General features: G+C 55.6%; 18 protein-coding genes. All 18 read left to right on the top strand.

The genetic code is table 11. The features are described from left to right. Window positions 1-15: 15 nt before the first annotated feature. The 18 genes from J4772_RS16600 to J4772_RS16515 all read left to right on the top strand — a co-directional run bounded on the left by J4772_RS16600 (window position 16) and on the right by J4772_RS16515 (window position 16,300). Window positions 16-1,446 carry a flagellar hook-length control protein FliK gene (locus tag J4772_RS16600; RefSeq protein ID WP_209076224.1) on the top strand — a complete coding sequence of 477 codons (1,431 nt, stop codon included), beginning with the start codon at window positions 16-18 and terminating at the stop codon, window positions 1,444-1,446. A gap of 26 nt (window positions 1,447-1,472) precedes the next feature. Beyond that, on the top strand, window positions 1,473-1,976 hold the full coding sequence (locus J4772_RS16595; protein ID WP_116059520.1) for a flagellar hook capping FlgD N-terminal domain-containing protein: 504 nt from the start codon (window positions 1,473-1,475) through the stop codon (window positions 1,974-1,976). Continuing rightward, the gene (locus tag J4772_RS16590) at window positions 1,969-2,355 is read left to right on the top strand and encodes a TIGR02530 family flagellar biosynthesis protein (protein WP_116059521.1); all 387 of its coding nucleotides are present in this window, start codon (window positions 1,969-1,971) and stop codon (window positions 2,353-2,355) included. Before J4772_RS16595 ends, J4772_RS16590 begins: the two co-directional genes overlap by 8 nt. Window positions 2,356-2,443: 88 nt before the next feature. After that, entirely contained in the window at window positions 2,444-3,268 is an 825-nt protein-coding gene (gene flgG / locus J4772_RS16585; RefSeq protein ID WP_209076223.1) for a flagellar basal body rod protein FlgG, read from the top strand. 61 nt (window positions 3,269-3,329) lie between these two features. After that, window positions 3,330-3,563, top strand: coding sequence for a flagellar FlbD family protein (locus tag J4772_RS16580; RefSeq protein ID WP_116059523.1), 234 nt, complete (start codon window positions 3,330-3,332; stop codon window positions 3,561-3,563). Further along, window positions 3,560-4,039, top strand: coding sequence for a flagellar basal body-associated FliL family protein (locus J4772_RS16575; RefSeq protein WP_116059524.1), 480 nt, complete (start codon window positions 3,560-3,562; stop codon window positions 4,037-4,039). The genes J4772_RS16580 and J4772_RS16575 overlap by 4 nt, the downstream gene beginning before the upstream one ends. Window positions 4,040-4,119: 80 nt before the next feature. Next, window positions 4,120-5,121: a flagellar motor switch protein FliM gene (fliM, locus tag J4772_RS16570; protein ID WP_116059721.1), complete on the top strand. Its 1,002-nt coding sequence runs from the start codon at window positions 4,120-4,122 to the stop codon at window positions 5,119-5,121. Further along, window positions 5,111-6,346 (top strand): flagellar motor switch phosphatase FliY, encoded by a 1,236-nt coding sequence (gene fliY, locus J4772_RS16565; RefSeq protein WP_209076221.1) that lies wholly within the window; start codon window positions 5,111-5,113, stop codon window positions 6,344-6,346. Before fliM ends, fliY begins: the two co-directional genes overlap by 11 nt. A gap of 21 nt (window positions 6,347-6,367) precedes the next feature. After that, window positions 6,368-6,730, top strand: a complete 363-nt coding sequence (locus J4772_RS16560; RefSeq protein WP_116059526.1) for a response regulator — start codon at window positions 6,368-6,370, stop codon at window positions 6,728-6,730. A gap of 24 nt (window positions 6,731-6,754) precedes the next feature. Next, window positions 6,755-7,297, top strand: coding sequence for a flagellar biosynthetic protein FliO (locus J4772_RS16555; RefSeq protein WP_116059527.1), 543 nt, complete (start codon window positions 6,755-6,757; stop codon window positions 7,295-7,297). After that, complete coding sequence (gene fliP / locus J4772_RS16550; protein ID WP_116059528.1) at window positions 7,294-8,040, top strand: flagellar type III secretion system pore protein FliP; 747 nt, start codon at window positions 7,294-7,296, stop codon at window positions 8,038-8,040. The genes J4772_RS16555 and fliP overlap by 4 nt, the downstream gene beginning before the upstream one ends. Before the next feature lie 31 nt (window positions 8,041-8,071). After that, window positions 8,072-8,341 carry a flagellar biosynthesis protein FliQ gene (fliQ, locus tag J4772_RS16545; RefSeq protein ID WP_116059529.1) on the top strand — a complete coding sequence of 90 codons (270 nt, stop codon included), beginning with the start codon at window positions 8,072-8,074 and terminating at the stop codon, window positions 8,339-8,341. Window positions 8,342-8,347: 6 nt separating this feature from the next. Continuing rightward, the gene (gene fliR / locus J4772_RS16540; protein ID WP_116059530.1) at window positions 8,348-9,133 is read left to right on the top strand and encodes a flagellar biosynthetic protein FliR; all 786 of its coding nucleotides are present in this window, start codon (window positions 8,348-8,350) and stop codon (window positions 9,131-9,133) included. Between the two features lie 31 nt (window positions 9,134-9,164). Beyond that, complete coding sequence (gene flhB, locus J4772_RS16535) at window positions 9,165-10,253, top strand: flagellar biosynthesis protein FlhB (RefSeq protein ID WP_209076219.1); 1,089 nt, start codon at window positions 9,165-9,167, stop codon at window positions 10,251-10,253. Window positions 10,254-10,373: 120 nt separating this feature from the next. After that, window positions 10,374-12,407 carry a flagellar biosynthesis protein FlhA gene (gene flhA, locus J4772_RS16530; RefSeq protein ID WP_209076217.1) on the top strand — a complete coding sequence of 678 codons (2,034 nt, stop codon included), beginning with the start codon at window positions 10,374-10,376 and terminating at the stop codon, window positions 12,405-12,407. Beyond that, window positions 12,404-13,843: a flagellar biosynthesis GTPase FlhF gene (flhF, locus tag J4772_RS16525; protein WP_209076215.1), complete on the top strand. Its 1,440-nt coding sequence runs from the start codon at window positions 12,404-12,406 to the stop codon at window positions 13,841-13,843. Before flhA ends, flhF begins: the two co-directional genes overlap by 4 nt. Beyond that, entirely contained in the window at window positions 13,836-14,708 is an 873-nt protein-coding gene (locus tag J4772_RS16520; RefSeq protein WP_209076214.1) for a MinD/ParA family protein, read from the top strand. Before flhF ends, J4772_RS16520 begins: the two co-directional genes overlap by 8 nt. Before the next feature lie 68 nt (window positions 14,709-14,776). Then, window positions 14,777-16,300 (top strand): protein-glutamate methylesterase/protein-glutamine glutaminase, encoded by a 1,524-nt coding sequence (locus J4772_RS16515; RefSeq protein WP_209076212.1) that lies wholly within the window; start codon window positions 14,777-14,779, stop codon window positions 16,298-16,300. The last annotated feature ends 37 nt before the right edge of the window (window positions 16,301-16,337 follow it).

Here is a 16,337-nt window from a genome sequence, read left to right as displayed (position 1 = left end):
GGAGGTGAGAACAAGATGAACATGATGATTTCATCCGCGCCTTCCGCAGCGGGCAAAGCGTTGGCTTCGGCTACGGGAGCGGCTCAAGGTTCCTCCGAAGGCGGCAACGGATTCGCAGGCGCCCTCGTGCAGGCGATCGACGGCGGCAACGCTTCGGCGACGACAAGCGAAGGCGGCAGTCTGTCCCTTCCCGTTGGATTGGCCGGGCTCATCGGAACGGTCGGAGCGTCGGGCGGCGAAAGCGAAACGCAGGATCTGCTGGCGATGCTATCGAATCTCGCGGAGCAACTGGAACAGCTCGATCAGACGGGCGCTGAGCTTACGCCTGATGCGCAGGAGCAGCTTGCGGCGATGTTAGCTGCGTTGCAAAGCTTGCTGGATCAGCTTCGCACAGCCCAGCCGACGGCGAATGCAGCGTTTGCGCAAACGTCCGACGCCGGACAGACCGTGGACGTTGCGTTGGATACGCAATTGTCCAAGCCGATCGTCCAATCGCTGCGCGATGTCGTGAAGCAGTTGACCGAAGCGATCGCATCCGCGAAGGAGGGCGAGGAGCAAGCTCCTGCAATCGGCGGGCGGATCCAAGCGGCTCTCGATACATTGACGGCGATTACTTCGGCTTCCGCGGCCATCCGCGAAACGAAGACGGGAGAAGCTGAAAACGCCAAAGCTTCCGGCAAAGCAAATAACGCTTCAGCGGGAGAGACAGCCGGCGTTAAGGAAGCTCTCGCACAGACGTCCACGACCCAAGAAACGCGTCGACCTGCTCAGGCGCTTCGCGATCCGGTGTGGCGTTTCCAGATGTCCGCAGCTGCGGATGCTTCCGAAACGGGTGAGCAGACAGCAGCACCGGCAAGCGACGCCGCCGAACAGACGGGCTCGCAGGAATCCAAACCGATATGGACGCTGCTGCAGAACGACCGGTTGACCAACGTGGACAGCGCCTCTGCCAAAGCGACAGCTCCGGTTCCGAATCCGGTTCCGGTTCAGCAATTCGCCGACCAGATTGGCAAATACTTGGTCAAGCAATTCCAACTGACGCAAGGAAACGGAATATCCGAGGCGAAGCTGAAGCTGACTCCAGAGCATCTCGGGCAAGTGGACATTCGCATCGTCATGAACAACGGAGTGCTGACCGCACAGTTTATCGCGGACAGTCCGGCGGCAAGAGAAATGCTGGAAAACCAGATGGCGCAGCTCAGAGCTTCGCTAAGCGGACAGGGATTGCAGGTAGAACGGCTTGAGGTCGTTCAGCCGTCCTCGGCTTCCAGCGGCGCAACGTTCCACAATCAGGAGCACCGCAATTCGAAATCCGGCAGAGACGGAAGCTCCGACGGACGGAGCGGCGGCGAAGGCGGCGAAGATGCCGTATTCGAAGCCGAATTGGAACGCAATTCTTCGTTGAAGGAGATCGGCTACGGAAGCTCGATTAACGTAACGGCATAGCGTTGGAGCAAGAGGAGGTGAGTGTTGTGGCTGACAGCGTCGGCGGCACTAAGAACATTTGGCCGTATTATTCGGCCCAGAACGTACAGGCCGCCGCTAGAGAACCGGTCAAGCAGCTCGGCAAAGACGAGTTTCTGCAAATTCTGGTCACGCAGCTTCGTTACCAGGACCCGATGCAGCCGATGCAGGATAAGGAATTCATCGCCCAGATGGCGCAGTTCTCTTCCTTGGAGCAAATGATGAACATGACCAAGGAAATTACAGCGCTGAAGCAATCGGCGGGAATGGCAACCGGACTCATCGGCAAGCAGATCGAATGGTATGCGGACAACGTCGAAGCTGGCGGAGAAAGCATCGTGCAGCGGGGCAAGGTCGATTCGATCATTTGGACAGGCGGCGTACAGTATGCGCAAGTTGGCGATCTGGCCGTTCCGATCGACAAAGTGATCTCAATCTCCGAGCCTGCCGCAGAGGACGACGGAGCCGGAGCCGGCGAAAGCCAGCAGCCGGAGGTGACGGAAGATGAATAACCCGATGCTCGTCGGTCATCTGACGACGGGACGTACGGGCCCGATTCAAGGCCATCGGCCGTCGGATCGGAACAGGCAGACAAATTCTGACGGAGTGTCTTTTCAGGAGCTGCTTAGCCAGCAGCAGTTGAAATTCAGCCATCATGCCGAGCAGCGCTTGCAGCAGAGGGGCATTCAATTGCAGCCGGACCAGCTCGAACGAATCGCGAGCGCCGTCGATCAGGCTGCCGCCAAAGGCGCCAAAGATTCGCTGGTGCTGTTCCAAGACATCGCGATGATCGTCAGCGTGCCGAATCGAACCGTCGTAACCGCAATGGACGGCCATTCGATGAAGGAGCATATTTTCACGCAAATCGACAGCGCCGTTGTCGTCAGCTAACGAACAACAGGGCCGGTCCTGCAAAGGAAGCCCGCAGCCGCGGACCGATTGAAGCGGCTTAATCCACCTTAATGGAGGTAGGCACTACATGTTGCGTTCAATGTATTCCGGCGTATCCGGAATGAGAGGGTTTCAAACGAAGCTTGACGTCATCGGCAACAACATTGCCAACGTGAACACCGTTGGCTTCAAGGCGGGCCGAGTTATGTTCAAGGACATTCTAAGTCAGTCGATGTCGGGCGTTACCGCTTCGGCCGAAGGCGAGCAGGGTGGAGTGAACGCCAAGCAAATCGGTCTCGGCGTCACGGTGGCCGCGATCGACACGCTGCACACACCGGGCAGCGCAATGACGACGGGCAAATCGACGGACTTGCGCATTGACGGCGACGGATTTTTCGCGGTCAGTCCGGGAGGAGACGGAGAGCAGGTATACTTGACTCGCGCCGGCAACTTTGATCTGGATGCGAACCGCCAGCTCGTCAACGCCGACGGCATGTTCGTATTGGATTCCGGCGGGGGTATCATCCAACTCGATGAAGAAGTGACGGCGTTCTCGATCTCCCAAACAGGTGAGATCATCTCCATCGGAGCGGACGGTTTGGCTGCGCCGACCGGAGTTTTTATCGCCGTTACGGTTGTAGCTAATCCGGGCGGTCTGGAGAAGGTCGGCGGAAACCTGTACCGCATGACGCCGAACGCGAATCCTGACGGAGAGCTGGATGAATTAGGACAAGCTTCAAATCCCGAGACCGGCTCCGGAGCCATCATCTCCGGCCAGCTTGAAATGTCCAACGTCGACTTGACGAACGAGTTTACGGAAATGATCGTCGCGCAGCGCGGGTTCCAATCGAACTCGAGAATCATTACGACTTCGGACGAAATTCTCCAAGAGGTTGTTAACCTGAAACGGTAATTGATTTCCTGCCGGGGAGGAGCCAAGGCTCTTCTCCCGGCGGTCTGGGGGAGGCCCAGCGATGATTCAAGTCACGCGATTGAACGGCACGAAGTTTCACCTGAACGCTTTGTTGATCGAGACGGTGGAGGAAACGCCGGACACGATCATTACGCTTACGACAGGAAGAAAATTTATTGTTATCGAAAATTCTTCGGATGTAATCCGGGCGATCCGGCATTACTTGCGCAGTATCGGCGTGTTGGCGGCGATTACGAATCCTGCAGACCCGCAATCGGAGGGAGCTACGTCATGAGAAAATTGTTGCCATGGCTCGTTTCGCTATTATTGGCGATTACGTTGATTGTCGTTGTTGCGTTTATCTTCTGGAACAATCTGTTCGGGGACAAAAACAAGGATCCCGATCAGGCGGTCAAGGAAGCTACGGAGAGCGTGCAATTAGAGCCAATATCTGCGGATGAAATGGTCAAGGTCACATCCGAATTAATTGATATTAGCACCAACCTGGCAGATACGGACTACATAGTAAGAATCAGCTTGTCTTTCCAATTCGACAGCGAGAAGGCTAAGGAAGAGTTCGACAAGATCAAGGAGAATGAAATCAAGCCGATCATCAATCGCGCTCTGTGGGTTATGACCCCGGAGGAGATGAGCGGAACGAAAGGCAAAGATCAGCTGGCCGCAGGACTGATCAACTCGATCAACTCCGTGATTACGGAAGGCAAGCTGCTTAAAGTCGGAATTAAAGGATTTGTCATGACTCCTATCTAATATAGAAGAAGTCCGGAACATCAGTCAGGCCGGCGGTTCGAGCGATCGTTCCGCGGAGGCTCGAGAAAGGGGTGAGAGATTTGGTAGATGTACTGTCGCAGAATGAGATAGACGCGTTGCTCGCGGCGCTGTCCTCTGGCGAAATGGATGCGGAAGAGCTCAAAAAGGAAGATACGCAGAAAAAGGTTCGCGCTTACGACTTCAAACGCGCGACCCGCTTTTCCAAGGATCATATTCGCAGCTTGACCCGGATTCACGAAAATTTCGCAAGATATTTAACGACTTATTTTTCCGCCCAGCTTCGAACGTTCGTCCAGATCAGCGTCGTTCAAGTCGAGCAGCTGCCTTACGACGAGTTTATCCGCTCCATCCCCAAGATGACGATTTTGAACATTTTCGAGGCGGAGCCACTTGAAGGCCGCATGGTTCTGGAAGTACATCCCAACGTCGCTTTCGCGATGCTGGACAGGTTGCTGGGCGGAGGCGGAAGCGCCCCGAGCAAGATCGGCAGTCTGACGGAAATCGAAACGATCATTATGGAGAAAATATTCAGCCGCGCGCTCGATAGTCTTCAAGAAGCCTGGAAGACGATTATCGACACGCAGCCGCGTATGGAAGCGCTGGAGACGAACCCGCAGTTTATGCAGATCGTATCTCCGAACGAGACGATCGCTCTGATTTCGCTCAGCACGAAAATCGGAGAGACGACGGGGATGATCAACCTCTGTATTCCTCATGTCGTTATCGAACCGATTATGTCGAGGTTGTCCGTTCATCACTGGTTTGTCTCGCAGAAGAAGACGCGCGCTCCCGAAGAGCAGCACATTCTGGAACAGCGGGTACAAAAAGCGAAGCTGCCGATTGTCGCCGAGCTGGGCTCCTCGCATATTTCCATCCAGGAGTTTCTCAATTTGGCGGCTGGAGACGTCATTACGCTGAACCGCCAAACGACGGAAGGTCTTGAAGTCAAGGTCGGGGATAATGTAAAGTTTATCGCGAGCCCTGGCACGCTGCGAGATAAAATGGCGATTCAAATTGATGAAATCGTCAGCGAAGGAGTAGATGAAATCAATGACGAGTAAAGATTACTTATCCCAAGAGGAAATCGACGCGCTGCTTAACCAATCCTCCGGCGGAGGGAGCGATGCTCCGGCTGCTCCGGCTTCGGCCGACGTTGCGCCGTCGATTGATGAATACTTGACTCCGCTCGAGCAGGATGCTCTTGGCGAGATCGGAAACATCACGTTCGGAAGCGCGGCTACGGCGTTGTCGACGCTGCTCGGCAAGAAGGTAGACATTACGACGCCTACCGTCTCCGCCATTGCCAGAGATCGGTTCGAGGCCGAATTTCCGAAGCCGCACGTGGCGGTTCACGTCAGCTATGTCGACGGCTTCGAAGGGATCAATTCGCTCGTAATCAAGTCTCACGACGCGCAGGTGATCGCTGACTTGATGTTGGGCGGCGAAGGCAATGTAACGACCGAGGAATTAAACGAAATTCACATTAGCGCCGTCCAGGAAGCGATGAACCAGATGATGGGCTCGTCGGCGACTTCGATGTCGACGATCTTTAACCGGATGGTCAATATTTCTCCTCCGGGCATCGATATTATGGATGTGAAGAACAACTCCGGCGTCAGCAATTTGCCGCAAGAGGAAGTGTTCGCCAAAATTTCCTTCCGTTTGAAAATTGGCGATCTGATCGATTCCTCGATCATGCAGCTGCTCACGGTGCCATTCGCCAAAGAGCTGGTAAGCTCTTTGATGGGCACTGTATCGGAGCCGGCTCCGCAGCCTGCGGTAGCGCCTCCGGCGGCACCGGCCCAACCGGCCGCGCACTCGGCGCCTGCGCCGACACCGCCGCCGCAGGCTCCTACGCCGCCGCCGATGCATCAAGCTCCGCCGATGGCTGCCGTGCCGCCCGGTTATGGAGCGCCGATGCCGAGCCACCCGCAGTCTCTGGGCGGAGGCGGCATGAATCGAAACGTCAACGTCAATCCGGTTCAGTTCGCCAACTTCCAAGGCGGCGGATACGCGCAGGCGGACGAAACGAATCTTAATCTGCTGCTCGACATTCCCTTAAAGGTTACGGTGGAGCTCGGGCGTACGAAGAAGCAGATTAAGGATATTTTGGAGCTGTCCCAGGGCTCGATTATCGAGCTGGACAAGCTGGCCGGCGAACCCGTCGACATCTTGGTTAACAACAAATTGATCGCCAAAGGCGAGGTCGTTGTCATTGACGAAAATTTCGGAGTACGCGTTACCGATATCGTCAGTCAATGGGACCGCGTCCAAAAAATCCAATAAGCTAATCGGGAGGAAACAGAAATGGCAAACCGCATTCTCATCGTTGACGACGCAGCATTTATGCGCATGATGATCAGAGATATTTTAACGAAGAACGGGTACGAGGTAGTAGGAGAGGCGCAGGACGGCGCGCAAGCGGTAGAAAAGTTCAAGGAACTGACGCCGGACTTGATCACGATGGATATTACGATGCCTGAAATGGACGGTATTGCGGCGCTTAAAGAGATTCGCAAGCTGGACTCCAACGCAAAAGTGATCATGTGCTCGGCCATGGGTCAGCAAGCGATGGTTATCGATGCAATTCAAGCGGGCGCTAAAGACTTCATCGTTAAGCCGTTCCAAGCGGACCGCGTTATTGAAGCGATCAAAAAAACGCTCGGTTAAGCGAAGTCGGGAGCGTTGAAGCTTATGCGAACCTACGGGCTTGCCGATGAATTGCCGGATGTGTCGTCGTGGGGTTCGGTATGGGACTTGTTCAAGGTGCTTGCTGTTCTCGGACTGATCATCGGCTTGATCGTGTTTGTTTTGCGGTTTTTGGCAAAGCGAGGCAGAGGGTGGGGGATGAACCGCTCGCTGCGCTCGCTTGGAGGATTTCCTCTAGGCACGAACAAGTCAATGCAGATCGTGGAATGGAACGGGCGGATATACGTGCTCGGCGTCGGCGAGAACATTACGCTGCTGGAAGCGATCACCGATTCGGACATCGTGGACGCCTTGCTGGCGGAACATGAAGCCGGATTGGCCGATACGGGACCGGCTCTGCCGGAATGGCTTCGCAAGTGGACCGAACGCAACAATTTGCGGAACGAGGAGACGGGCTCCAAATCCGGCGGCTCCGACTCCAGCTTCGAGAAATCGTTGGAAACCCGGCTCCGTCAACTCTCCGAGAGAAGACAGCGGGCGGAAGAACTGCTGGATGACCGTTCCGAAGATCGGACAGATGAGCGATGAGAAAAAAGATTACATATAGTTTCCTGATGTTGCAGGCGTTGCTGTTGGGGCTGCAAGCCTCCGTCTCTGCCGAACCCATTATCGGGGTGACGCTGGGCGACGGCTCGGAGCCCATGGGCACGTCCTCGTTGTCCCTGCTGCTGCTCATTACCGTGCTGAGCTTGGCTCCGGCAATACTTGTGCTAATGACAAGCTTCACGAGAATCGTCATCGTGCTCGGCTTCGTTCGCACATCGCTGGGCACGCAGCAAATGCCGCCGAACCAGGTGCTGATCGGTTTGGCGTTGTTCATGACGCTGTTCGTGATGGCTCCGACTTTCTCGCAGGTGAACGAAACGGCGCTTAAACCGTATTTGGCCGGAGAGATCAGCCAGACGGACGCGCTGGAGAAAGCTTCGGTGCCGATGAAGGAATTCATGTACAAGCATACGCGGGAGAAGGATCTGCTCCTGTTCATGAAGTATACGAAAACCGAAAAGCCGGCTACTTTTCAAGACATACCGATTACGGTTCTCGTTCCGGCTTATGCGATAAGCGAGCTGAAAACGGCATTCCAGATGGGCTTTATGATTTTCATTCCGTTTCTTGTGATCGACATGGTCGTCGCCAGTACGCTGATGGCGATGGGGATGATGATGCTTCCGCCGGTGATGATCTCGCTGCCCTTCAAAATTTTGCTCTTCGTGCTCGTCGATGGCTGGTATTTGGTCGTGAAGTCGCTGCTGACCAGCTTTAGCCCTTGAACCGGCCGAGCGCAAAAGGGGGAGGAAGCCAATGACATCCGAGTTTATTATCGGCCTTGCAGGCCAGGCGCTGTTTACCGTACTGAAGGTAAGCGCGCCGATGCTGATTATCGCGCTTGTCGTCGGCCTCAGCGTCAGCATTTTTCAGGCGACGACCCAGATTCAGGAGCAGACGCTCGCCTTCGTTCCCAAGATTATCGCCGTTTTCCTCGCTTTATTGATTTTCGGTCCGTGGATTTTGAACATCATGGTCGATTTTACGGCCCACCTGCTAGGAAATTTAGAGAAATACATTGGGTGACTTGATATGAATATGATCATGCAGGTCTTCCCTGCTTTTCTGCTCGTTCTTTGTCGAATTACAGCGTTTTTTGTAGTCGCGCCTGTGTTTTCGTCACGCAGTTTCCCGACTGTCATCAAGATCGGACTTGGTTTTTTCGTTTCGGTGATCGTATTTTTGAACGTCGGCTTCGATACGAAAGTAACGGCGGATGCGACGTATATACTGGCGATTATTCGCGAAGTTTTCGCCGGCCTGCTGATCGGATTTGTAGCGTATCTATTTTTTACGATCGTGCAAACCGCCGGGGGTTTGATGGATATGCAGATGGGTTTGGCGATGGCCAACATCGTTGACCCGGTTACCGGAGTGTCGGCACCGATCATGGGAAATTTCAAGTTTATGGTGCTCATTCTCGTATTTCTATCTATTAACGGCCATCATTACTTGCTTGCCGCCATAATGGACAGCTACAAGTGGTTGCCGTTGGACAACAATCTATTTCAAATTTATTACGGCGGCAGCGTTACGGAGTTTCTGACGCATACGTTTGCCAGCACGTTTTTGCTTGCATTGCAGATTTCCGCTCCGATCGTCGTGGCGATGTTCTTGACCGACTTCGGTTTGGCTCTGCTTGCCCGGGCGGCTCCGCAATATAACGTATTCGTGATCGGTTTGCCGCTAAAGCTGCTGATCGGACTTGCGCTGCTTATTTTGCTGATCCCTGGGTTCGGTCCTTTGTTTCAAATCATTTTCGATCGGATGTTTCAAGCGATCGAACAGTTGTTCACCATTGTGAAAACCTCATCTTGACCGCCGCGGGTGCCATTCGGGAGGTGTTGACATGCTCCGCAAGCGCCTAAGGATGGATTTGCAGCTGTTCTCCGGCGAGAAGACGGAGAAGGCAACGCCGAAGAAACGCCAAGAGAGCCGAAAGAAAGGGCAGGTTGCCAAAAGCGCGGAAGTTCCAAGCACGCTGATCCTGCTCGCCTGCATCAGCTTTCTGGTTATGCTCGGCCCGTTTCTGGAGCGGCAGCTGCTTTCCTTGATCGGGGACGCGTTTCTGTATCGGTTGAACATGCAGGTTACCGACAGCAACGTGCTTTCCTTGTTTAATCATTACGCGATCGAAATGCTTGTGCTGCTGGCGCCGGTATTCGTCATTGTTGTCGTCATCGCGTTCGCGGCCAACTACGTGCAAATCGGATGGCTGTTCACAACCGAGCCGCTCAAACCGAAATTCAACAAGCTGAATCCGATCAACGGCGCCAAAAACCTGTTCGGGATGCGCACGGTGGTCGAATTTCTGAAAAGCGGACTCAAGCTTGTCTGCGTCGGACTTATCGTATTTATGGTGCTATGGTCGGAGAAGAAGAGGCTGCTGGATTTGGCGCATCTGCCCGTGCAGGACATTTTCGCCTTTGTCACCAGCTTGACGGTTCGTTTGGGCCTGTTTATCGCCGTGCTGCTGTTCATACTGGCAATCGGGGATTTTATGTACCAGCGTTACGAGTATGAGAAAAACTTGCGAATGAGCAAGCAGGATATTAAGGACGAGTACAAGAACGTGGAAGGCGATCCGCTGATCAAAGGGAAGATCAAGGAACGCCAGCGCAGAATGGCGCTCATGCGGATGATGCAGGAAGTGCCGAGCGCGGACGTCATCATTACGAACCCGACCCACTTCGCAGTCGCGCTGGAATACGACTCGGAGAAGATGGACGCCCCGACGGTGGTGGCCAAAGGTCAGGACTATCTGGCATTGAGAATTCGGGAGATCGCCAAGCAGAACGAAGTCATAACGATGGAAAACAAGCCGCTCGCCCGCGCATTGTACGAGAGAACGGAAGTGGGACAAAGCGTTCCCGCCGATCTGTTCCAGGCGGTCGCGGAAGTGCTGGCATACGTATATCGGCTCAAAGGCCGAAGGTAGAAGATAGAAGAAACAAGAGTATCGGAACAATCGGCTGAATTCATGTTGGCTGTCGAATCCGCTTCTTGGAACGCTTCGCGATCAAAATTGAACCTCTTTAATAGGAGTGGGGGTGGCGTCATGAAAATCAGGGACCTCAGCATATTAATCGGCGTCATCGGCATCGTTCTGATGATGGTCGTTCCGATTCCCAAAGGGCTATTGGACGTCTTGCTCATCATCAATATATCTGTGGCGATCATGATTTTGCTGATTGCGATGAACACCCAGGATGCGCTTCATTTTTCCATATTCCCGACGATGCTGCTCATTACAACCGTGTTTCGACTCGCGCTGAACGTCTCCACGACGAGGCTGATTTTGTCCAAAGCGGACGCAGGCCACGTCGTCGAGACGTTCGGACGCTTCGTAGCCGGGGGACAGCTTGCCGTCGGTTTTGTGGTGTTTCTCATTCTGGTCATCGTGCAATTCATCGTAATTACAAAAGGTTCCGAGCGTGTCGCCGAAGTCGGAGCGAGATTTACGCTCGACGCGATGCCGGGTAAGCAGATGAGCATCGACGCGGACTTGAACGCGGGGATGATCAACGAACAGCAGGCGCGCGAGCGCCGTGAGAAAATCGAGAAGGAAGCGGATTTCTACGGAGCAATGGACGGGGCGAGCAAATTCGTTAAAGGGGACGCGATCGCATCGATCATCATCGTGCTGATCAACCTGATCGCGGGCTTTGTCGTGGGCATGGCGATTCACGGCATGGACGTGATGACCGCGCTGGAGACATACTCCGTGCTGTCGATCGGCGACGGTCTCGTCAGCCAGATCCCGGCGCTGCTTATCAGTACGGCGGCGGGCATCATCGTTACGAGAGCCGCCTCCGACGGCAACATGGCCGACGATATGAGCAAGCAGTTTCTGCGTTACCCGCGGTTGCTGTACATTGTTGCCGGGACGGTGGCGCTGCTCGGACTTGCCACGCCGATTCCGCTCCTCAGCACGCTCCCCTATGCGGCGATTTTGGCTATCGCCGGATATCGGCTGCAGAAGAATTTGCATCGGGAGCAGCAAGAGGCGGAAATGCTCGTCGAGGAAAAGCAGATCGAAGAGGTTCGCAGCCCGGAGAGCGTCATCAGCTTGCTTCAGGTCGATCCCATCGAGTTCGAGTTCGGCTATGGTCTGATTCCGCTGGCGGATACGCAGCAGGGCGGGGATTTGCTCGACAGAATCATCATGATTCGACGTCAATGCGCTCTCGAAATGGGACTTATCGTTCCCGTCATCCGTATTCGCGACAATATTCAACTAAAACCGAACGAATATGTCATAAAAATGAAAGGAAATACGGTAGCGCGCGGCGAATTACTTATTCATCACTATTTGGCAATGAGTCCAGGGTTCGATGACGATTCCGTAACAGGTATTGAGACCCAGGAACCTGCGTTCGGGTTGCCGGCGCTCTGGATCGACGAGACAACGAAGGAACGAGCGGAAATGGCCGGATATACGGTCGTCGATCCGCCATCTGTCGTTGCCACGCATTTGACCGAAGTGATCAAGAAATACGCGCACGAGCTGATCGGCCGCCAAGAGACGAAAGCTCTGGTCGACAGCGTCAAGGAAACGTATCCTGCGCTGGTCGAAGAGCTTATTCCGTCGATTCTCGGCGTCGGGGACGTTCAGAAGGTGCTGTCCAAGCTGTTGAAGGAAAAAATCTCGATCCGCGACCTTGTGACGATTTTCGAGACGCTTGCCGATTACGGCAAGTACACGAAAGATCCGGACGTCTTGACGGAATATGCGAGACAGAGCTTGTCGCGGCAGATTACACAGCAGTATGCGTCGCCGATGGAGCCGCTTAAGGTTATAACGGTGAGCCCGTCGGTAGAGAAGAAGATTGCGGAGGCGGTGCAGCAGTCCGACCAGGGAAGCTATCTCGCCCTTGATCCGGCTTCTTCCCAAGCGATTTACCAGCGGCTGACGGAGCAGGTGAACCGCCTTGTACAGGCGGGGCAGCAGCCGATTATCCTGACTTCTCCGACGATCCGCATGTATTTGCGGCAGCTGCTAGAAAGAAGCCTGCAGGATATTCCCGTCATCTCGTACAGCGAATTGGAGCCTAGCATCGAAGTGCAAAGCGTTGGGGTGGTGAGCGCATGAAGGTCAAACGATACATAGTAGACGACGTGCCGGAAGCGGTGCAGATGATTCGTGCCGAGCTCGGCTCCGACGCCGTTATTTTGAATACGAAAGAAATCCGCGTAGGCGGATTTCTTGGCATGTTCCGTCAAAAACGAATGGAAGTCATCGCGGCCGTCGACGAGACGGTCAGCAAAGCTCCGGCAAGAGCTCCTGCGCTGACGAGAGTGCTTGAGAACATGCCGAAGCCGGAAGCGAGGGCGATCGCCGCCGCGATAAGCGAATCTGCGGCGAGGCCGATCCCTTCGAACGCCGTTCGGGAGAGGTACACGCAGCCGCCGTTCTCGGACAGCGGCCGGCAGCCGATCACCGGCGGGCCTTCCGCCGCTGTGAAAGAACCTCAGGCCGAACGGCTCACCCAGATCGAGTTGAACAAGCCGGCGGAGGAGCTGGCGGCGAGTGCCGCTCCCAATCCGATCGACCCGCTTGATCGGCTGCGGTCGGGAATCGCCGACAGGCTGAAGTCGGACGCGCTTGCGGCCGCGGAGCCGAAGCCGGATTCGTTTCGCGACAGCGAGATCCGGGACGAAACGTCCGTGGTGCTTCAAGAGCTTCGTTCCCTTCGTGAAATGATGACGATCATGACGAAGCAGCAGACGACCCGCTCCATTCCCGAGTCCGTGCTCAATTGGAGCAAGCGGCTGGCGTCGCAAGGCGTCGAGCCCGCGTACGTCGAGCAGTTTGCAGAGGCGGTCGGGGCCAGGCTGAAGTCGGGCGCGGAGGACGGTCAAGCTTACGAAGCCGCGCGGGACGTGCTGCTCGCTTGGCTGAACGAAGCCAAGGGAGAAGGCATCGCCCCGGAGACTCGCATCGTTCATTTCGTCGGACCGACCGGTGTCGGCAAAACGACGACAATCGCCAAACTGGCTGCGGATCAGTCGTTCGGACAGCGCCGAAGCATTGGATTCATTACGGCGGACACTTACCGAATTGCGGCGGTGGACCAGCTTAGGACGTATGCCGACATTTTGAACGTGCCGCTCGAAGTCGTGTTTTCGCCCGGGGAATTAACGCGGGCCTATCATAAACTGGCCGATCGAGACCTCTTGTTCATGGATACCGCCGGCCGGAATTATCGCAACGAGCTGTTCGTCTCGGAAGTGAACAGCCTTCTCTCGCTGGCGGAGGGGGCGGAGTCGACTCTCGTTCTGAGCATGACGAGCAAGTATTCCGATATGAAGGCGGTAGCCTCGCAATTTTCGAAGTATGGAGTCCGTCAGCTTCTGCTCACGAAGTTCGACGAGACCGAATCGTACGGCGCCGTCGTCAATCTCGTCAAGGAATTCGATTTCCGCATTTCCTATTACACTTGCGGGCAGACGGTGCCGGACGATATCAAGGCGTTCGATCCGGAAGAAATCGTTCGCAAGCTGCTGGGAGAGTCCGTCGATGATTGATCAGGCTCAGGCGCTTCGTCATTTGGTCCATTCCAAGGATTTGCTGTCGGCGAAGACCACCAAGGTCGTGACGGTTACAAGCGGCAAGGGAGGGGTAGGCAAATCGAATTTCAGCCTGAACTTAGGAATGGCGCTGCAAAATCGAGGATACAGCGTGCTTCTCTTCGATGCGGATATCAGCTTTGCGAACATCGACGTGCTGATGGGGACGCCTGCCAAGTACAACCTCATTCACCTGCTTAAGGGCGAGAAGTCGATCTGGGAGATTATTCAGATTGGCCCGAGCGGCCTGCAGTTCATCGCCGGCGGTTCGGGATTTCAAGATTTGGTACGGCTAAGAGAGCAGGAACTGGAGTATTTTGCCGAACAGATCGGCAAGCTGCATGGCCATGTCGATTTTATTTTGTTCGACACGGGCGCTGGCCTATCCAAGGAGACGACCAAATTCATCACCGCGGCGGAGGAGACGATCGTCGTGACGACGCCGGAGCCGACGTCGATTACGGATGCTTACGCTCTGATCAAAATGGTGCACTCCATGGGGCATCAGGTTCCGTTTCGCCTCGTCGTCAATCGGGTGGCGGACGATCGAGAGGGCGCGCAGACCGCAGACAACATACGTCAAGTGGCCAGCAAATATATCGGCATCGATATTCCGGTTCTCGGCTTCATTCCCGACGACGTCAGCGTTTCGAAGGCGGTCAGGCGGCAGACGCCGCTGTCGGTCGCTTTTCCGAACAGCGAGGCGATGCAAGGCATCGATCGGATCGCTTCCCGATTTCTAATGGAGGAGCGATCGCAAGAACAGAAGACGACGCGCGGGTTGTCGGGGTTCATGCAGAGAATGAAAAAGCTGTGGAGCTGATCGAACGCGAGTCGGCGGGCATGCGAGCGCAAAACGATTAAACAACTAGATAACGAGGAGGATGCCCTATGACGGAGTTAAAAGTGCTCATCGTGGATGATTCCCCTTTTATGCGCAAAGTGTTCAGCGACGTTGTCGACATGGATTCCGCTTTCCAAGTGCTGGCAACCGCATGCGACGGCGAGGAAGCCGTTAAGATGACGATCGAGCTAATGCCCGACATCATTACGATGGATTTGGAAATGCCGCGCATGAACGGGATCGAAGCGCTGCAGAAAATTATGGAGACGAGACCGACTCCCGTCATTATGCTGTCCGCGGTGACGGACAATGGCACCAGAGATACGATCAGGGCGCTCCAATTCGGCGCGATCGATTTCATCCGCAAGCCGGATGGAGCCGTAAAGCTGGACATTCGGCAGGTTGGCGAGCAATTGCTGGAGAAGCTGCGCATCGTCGCGGAGACGATCGATAAAGGGCCGCTGCGACTGCTGCCCGCGGTCGTGGAGAAGGCTGCGGAGAAGGCTTCGCCATCGTTGGCGTCGTCTGCTCCGCTCGTTTCGCCGGTCAGACAGTCGGTTGAGGAAGCGAAGGAGGCTGAGCGGATGGCCGCTGAGACCGCTGAGCCTCCGCTAGACAAGGAATCGGCCGGCAAAGCGGCTTCCGCTGCCATGGAACACCCTGTCAAAGAAAAGCCGGCCTCCGCGTTATCGGGAATCGATAAAGCCCCAAGACTACCGCGACGGGAGACGGAGGTTCGCAGGAACGAGCCGCCAGCACGGCCGTCCGCGTCAGCCTCGCGCAAGCTTCCGCAAGCACTGGATCGTCCGGACAGCTTGCGGAAACCGGTCAAGCCGCCGGACGCCGGTTCGCCGGCTGCATCGGCCAAGAAGGATGCCAAGCCGCCTGTTCGGCAGCCCGGCGTTGCGATTGCCGCTTCGCCGCCTGCCGCTTCTGCTGCTGTCGTGCCGCCGATTTCAGCCGAACCGAAGCCGACGACTTCGTTCACGCAGATCGTTGCGATCGGAACTTCTACGGGCGGACCGCGGGCGCTGCATGAAGTGCTAACCGGAATTCCGGCGGATTTCCCCGCGCCGATTCTCGTCGTTCAGCATATGCCGCCCAAGTTCACGCATTCCCTTGCGCAGCGTCTGGATTCGTTTTGCAGCATCCACGTCAGGGAAGCGACGGACGGGGAGCAGATCGAAACCGCAACCGCGTATATCGCTCCGGGCGGCAAGCATATGTCGCTGACGAAAGACGCCTTCGGCAAATATCGGGTCAAGCTGACGAACGAGGGCCCCCGCAGCGGGCATATGCCTTCGGTCGACGTTCTGTTCGAATCCTTGATCGGTCATCGGCAGCTGAAACGCTATGCCGTGCTGATGACCGGAATGGGCAGCGACGGAGCGAAAGGGATGAAGGCGCTGCTCGACGACGGAGCGCAGACGACGATCGCCGAGGCCGAGCAGACTTGCGTCGTGTACGGGATGCCCCGTTCGGCGGTCGAGCTCGGGGCTACGACGCATCAGGTGCCACTCCAGAGCATCGCTCCGCTGCTCGTGCAGGAATTGAAATCGCGCAAAACCTAGCGCGCTGAAAGCTCAGCCAACAAGGAGGTGTCCGGCC

It is taken from the genome of Cohnella sp. LGH (assembly GCF_017671885.1).
In the GTDB taxonomy this organism is placed as follows: Bacteria; Bacillota; Bacilli; order Paenibacillales; family Paenibacillaceae; genus Cohnella; species Cohnella phaseoli.
Note: the sequence above shows the minus strand (reverse complement) of the source record. Positions and strands in the feature narration are given on the sequence as shown.

Bases quoted from the DNA above. Each gene is read 5' to 3' on its own strand.
- J4772_RS16600 (WP_209076224.1), top strand. From the start codon at position 16: ATGAACATGATGATTTCATCCGCGCCTTCCGCAGCGGGCAAAGCGTTG.
- J4772_RS16590 (WP_116059521.1), top strand. From the start codon at position 1,969: ATGAATAACCCGATGCTCGTCGGTCATCTGACGACGGGACGTACGGGC.
- flgG (WP_209076223.1), top strand. From the start codon at position 2,444: ATGTTGCGTTCAATGTATTCCGGCGTATCCGGAATGAGAGGGTTTCAA.
- J4772_RS16580 (WP_116059523.1), top strand. From the start codon at position 3,330: ATGATTCAAGTCACGCGATTGAACGGCACGAAGTTTCACCTGAACGCT.
- J4772_RS16575 (WP_116059524.1), top strand. From the start codon at position 3,560: ATGAGAAAATTGTTGCCATGGCTCGTTTCGCTATTATTGGCGATTACG.
- fliY (WP_209076221.1), top strand. From the start codon at position 5,111: ATGACGAGTAAAGATTACTTATCCCAAGAGGAAATCGACGCGCTGCTT.
- J4772_RS16560 (WP_116059526.1), top strand. From the start codon at position 6,368: ATGGCAAACCGCATTCTCATCGTTGACGACGCAGCATTTATGCGCATG.
- J4772_RS16555 (WP_116059527.1), top strand. From the start codon at position 6,755: ATGCGAACCTACGGGCTTGCCGATGAATTGCCGGATGTGTCGTCGTGG.
- fliP (WP_116059528.1), top strand. From the start codon at position 7,294: ATGAGAAAAAAGATTACATATAGTTTCCTGATGTTGCAGGCGTTGCTG.
- fliQ (WP_116059529.1), top strand. From the start codon at position 8,072: ATGACATCCGAGTTTATTATCGGCCTTGCAGGCCAGGCGCTGTTTACC.
- fliR (WP_116059530.1), top strand. From the start codon at position 8,348: ATGAATATGATCATGCAGGTCTTCCCTGCTTTTCTGCTCGTTCTTTGT.
- flhB (WP_209076219.1), top strand. From the start codon at position 9,165: ATGCTCCGCAAGCGCCTAAGGATGGATTTGCAGCTGTTCTCCGGCGAG.
- flhA (WP_209076217.1), top strand. From the start codon at position 10,374: ATGAAAATCAGGGACCTCAGCATATTAATCGGCGTCATCGGCATCGTT.
- flhF (WP_209076215.1), top strand. From the start codon at position 12,404: ATGAAGGTCAAACGATACATAGTAGACGACGTGCCGGAAGCGGTGCAG.
- J4772_RS16520 (WP_209076214.1), top strand. From the start codon at position 13,836: ATGATTGATCAGGCTCAGGCGCTTCGTCATTTGGTCCATTCCAAGGAT.
- J4772_RS16515 (WP_209076212.1), top strand. From the start codon at position 14,777: ATGACGGAGTTAAAAGTGCTCATCGTGGATGATTCCCCTTTTATGCGC.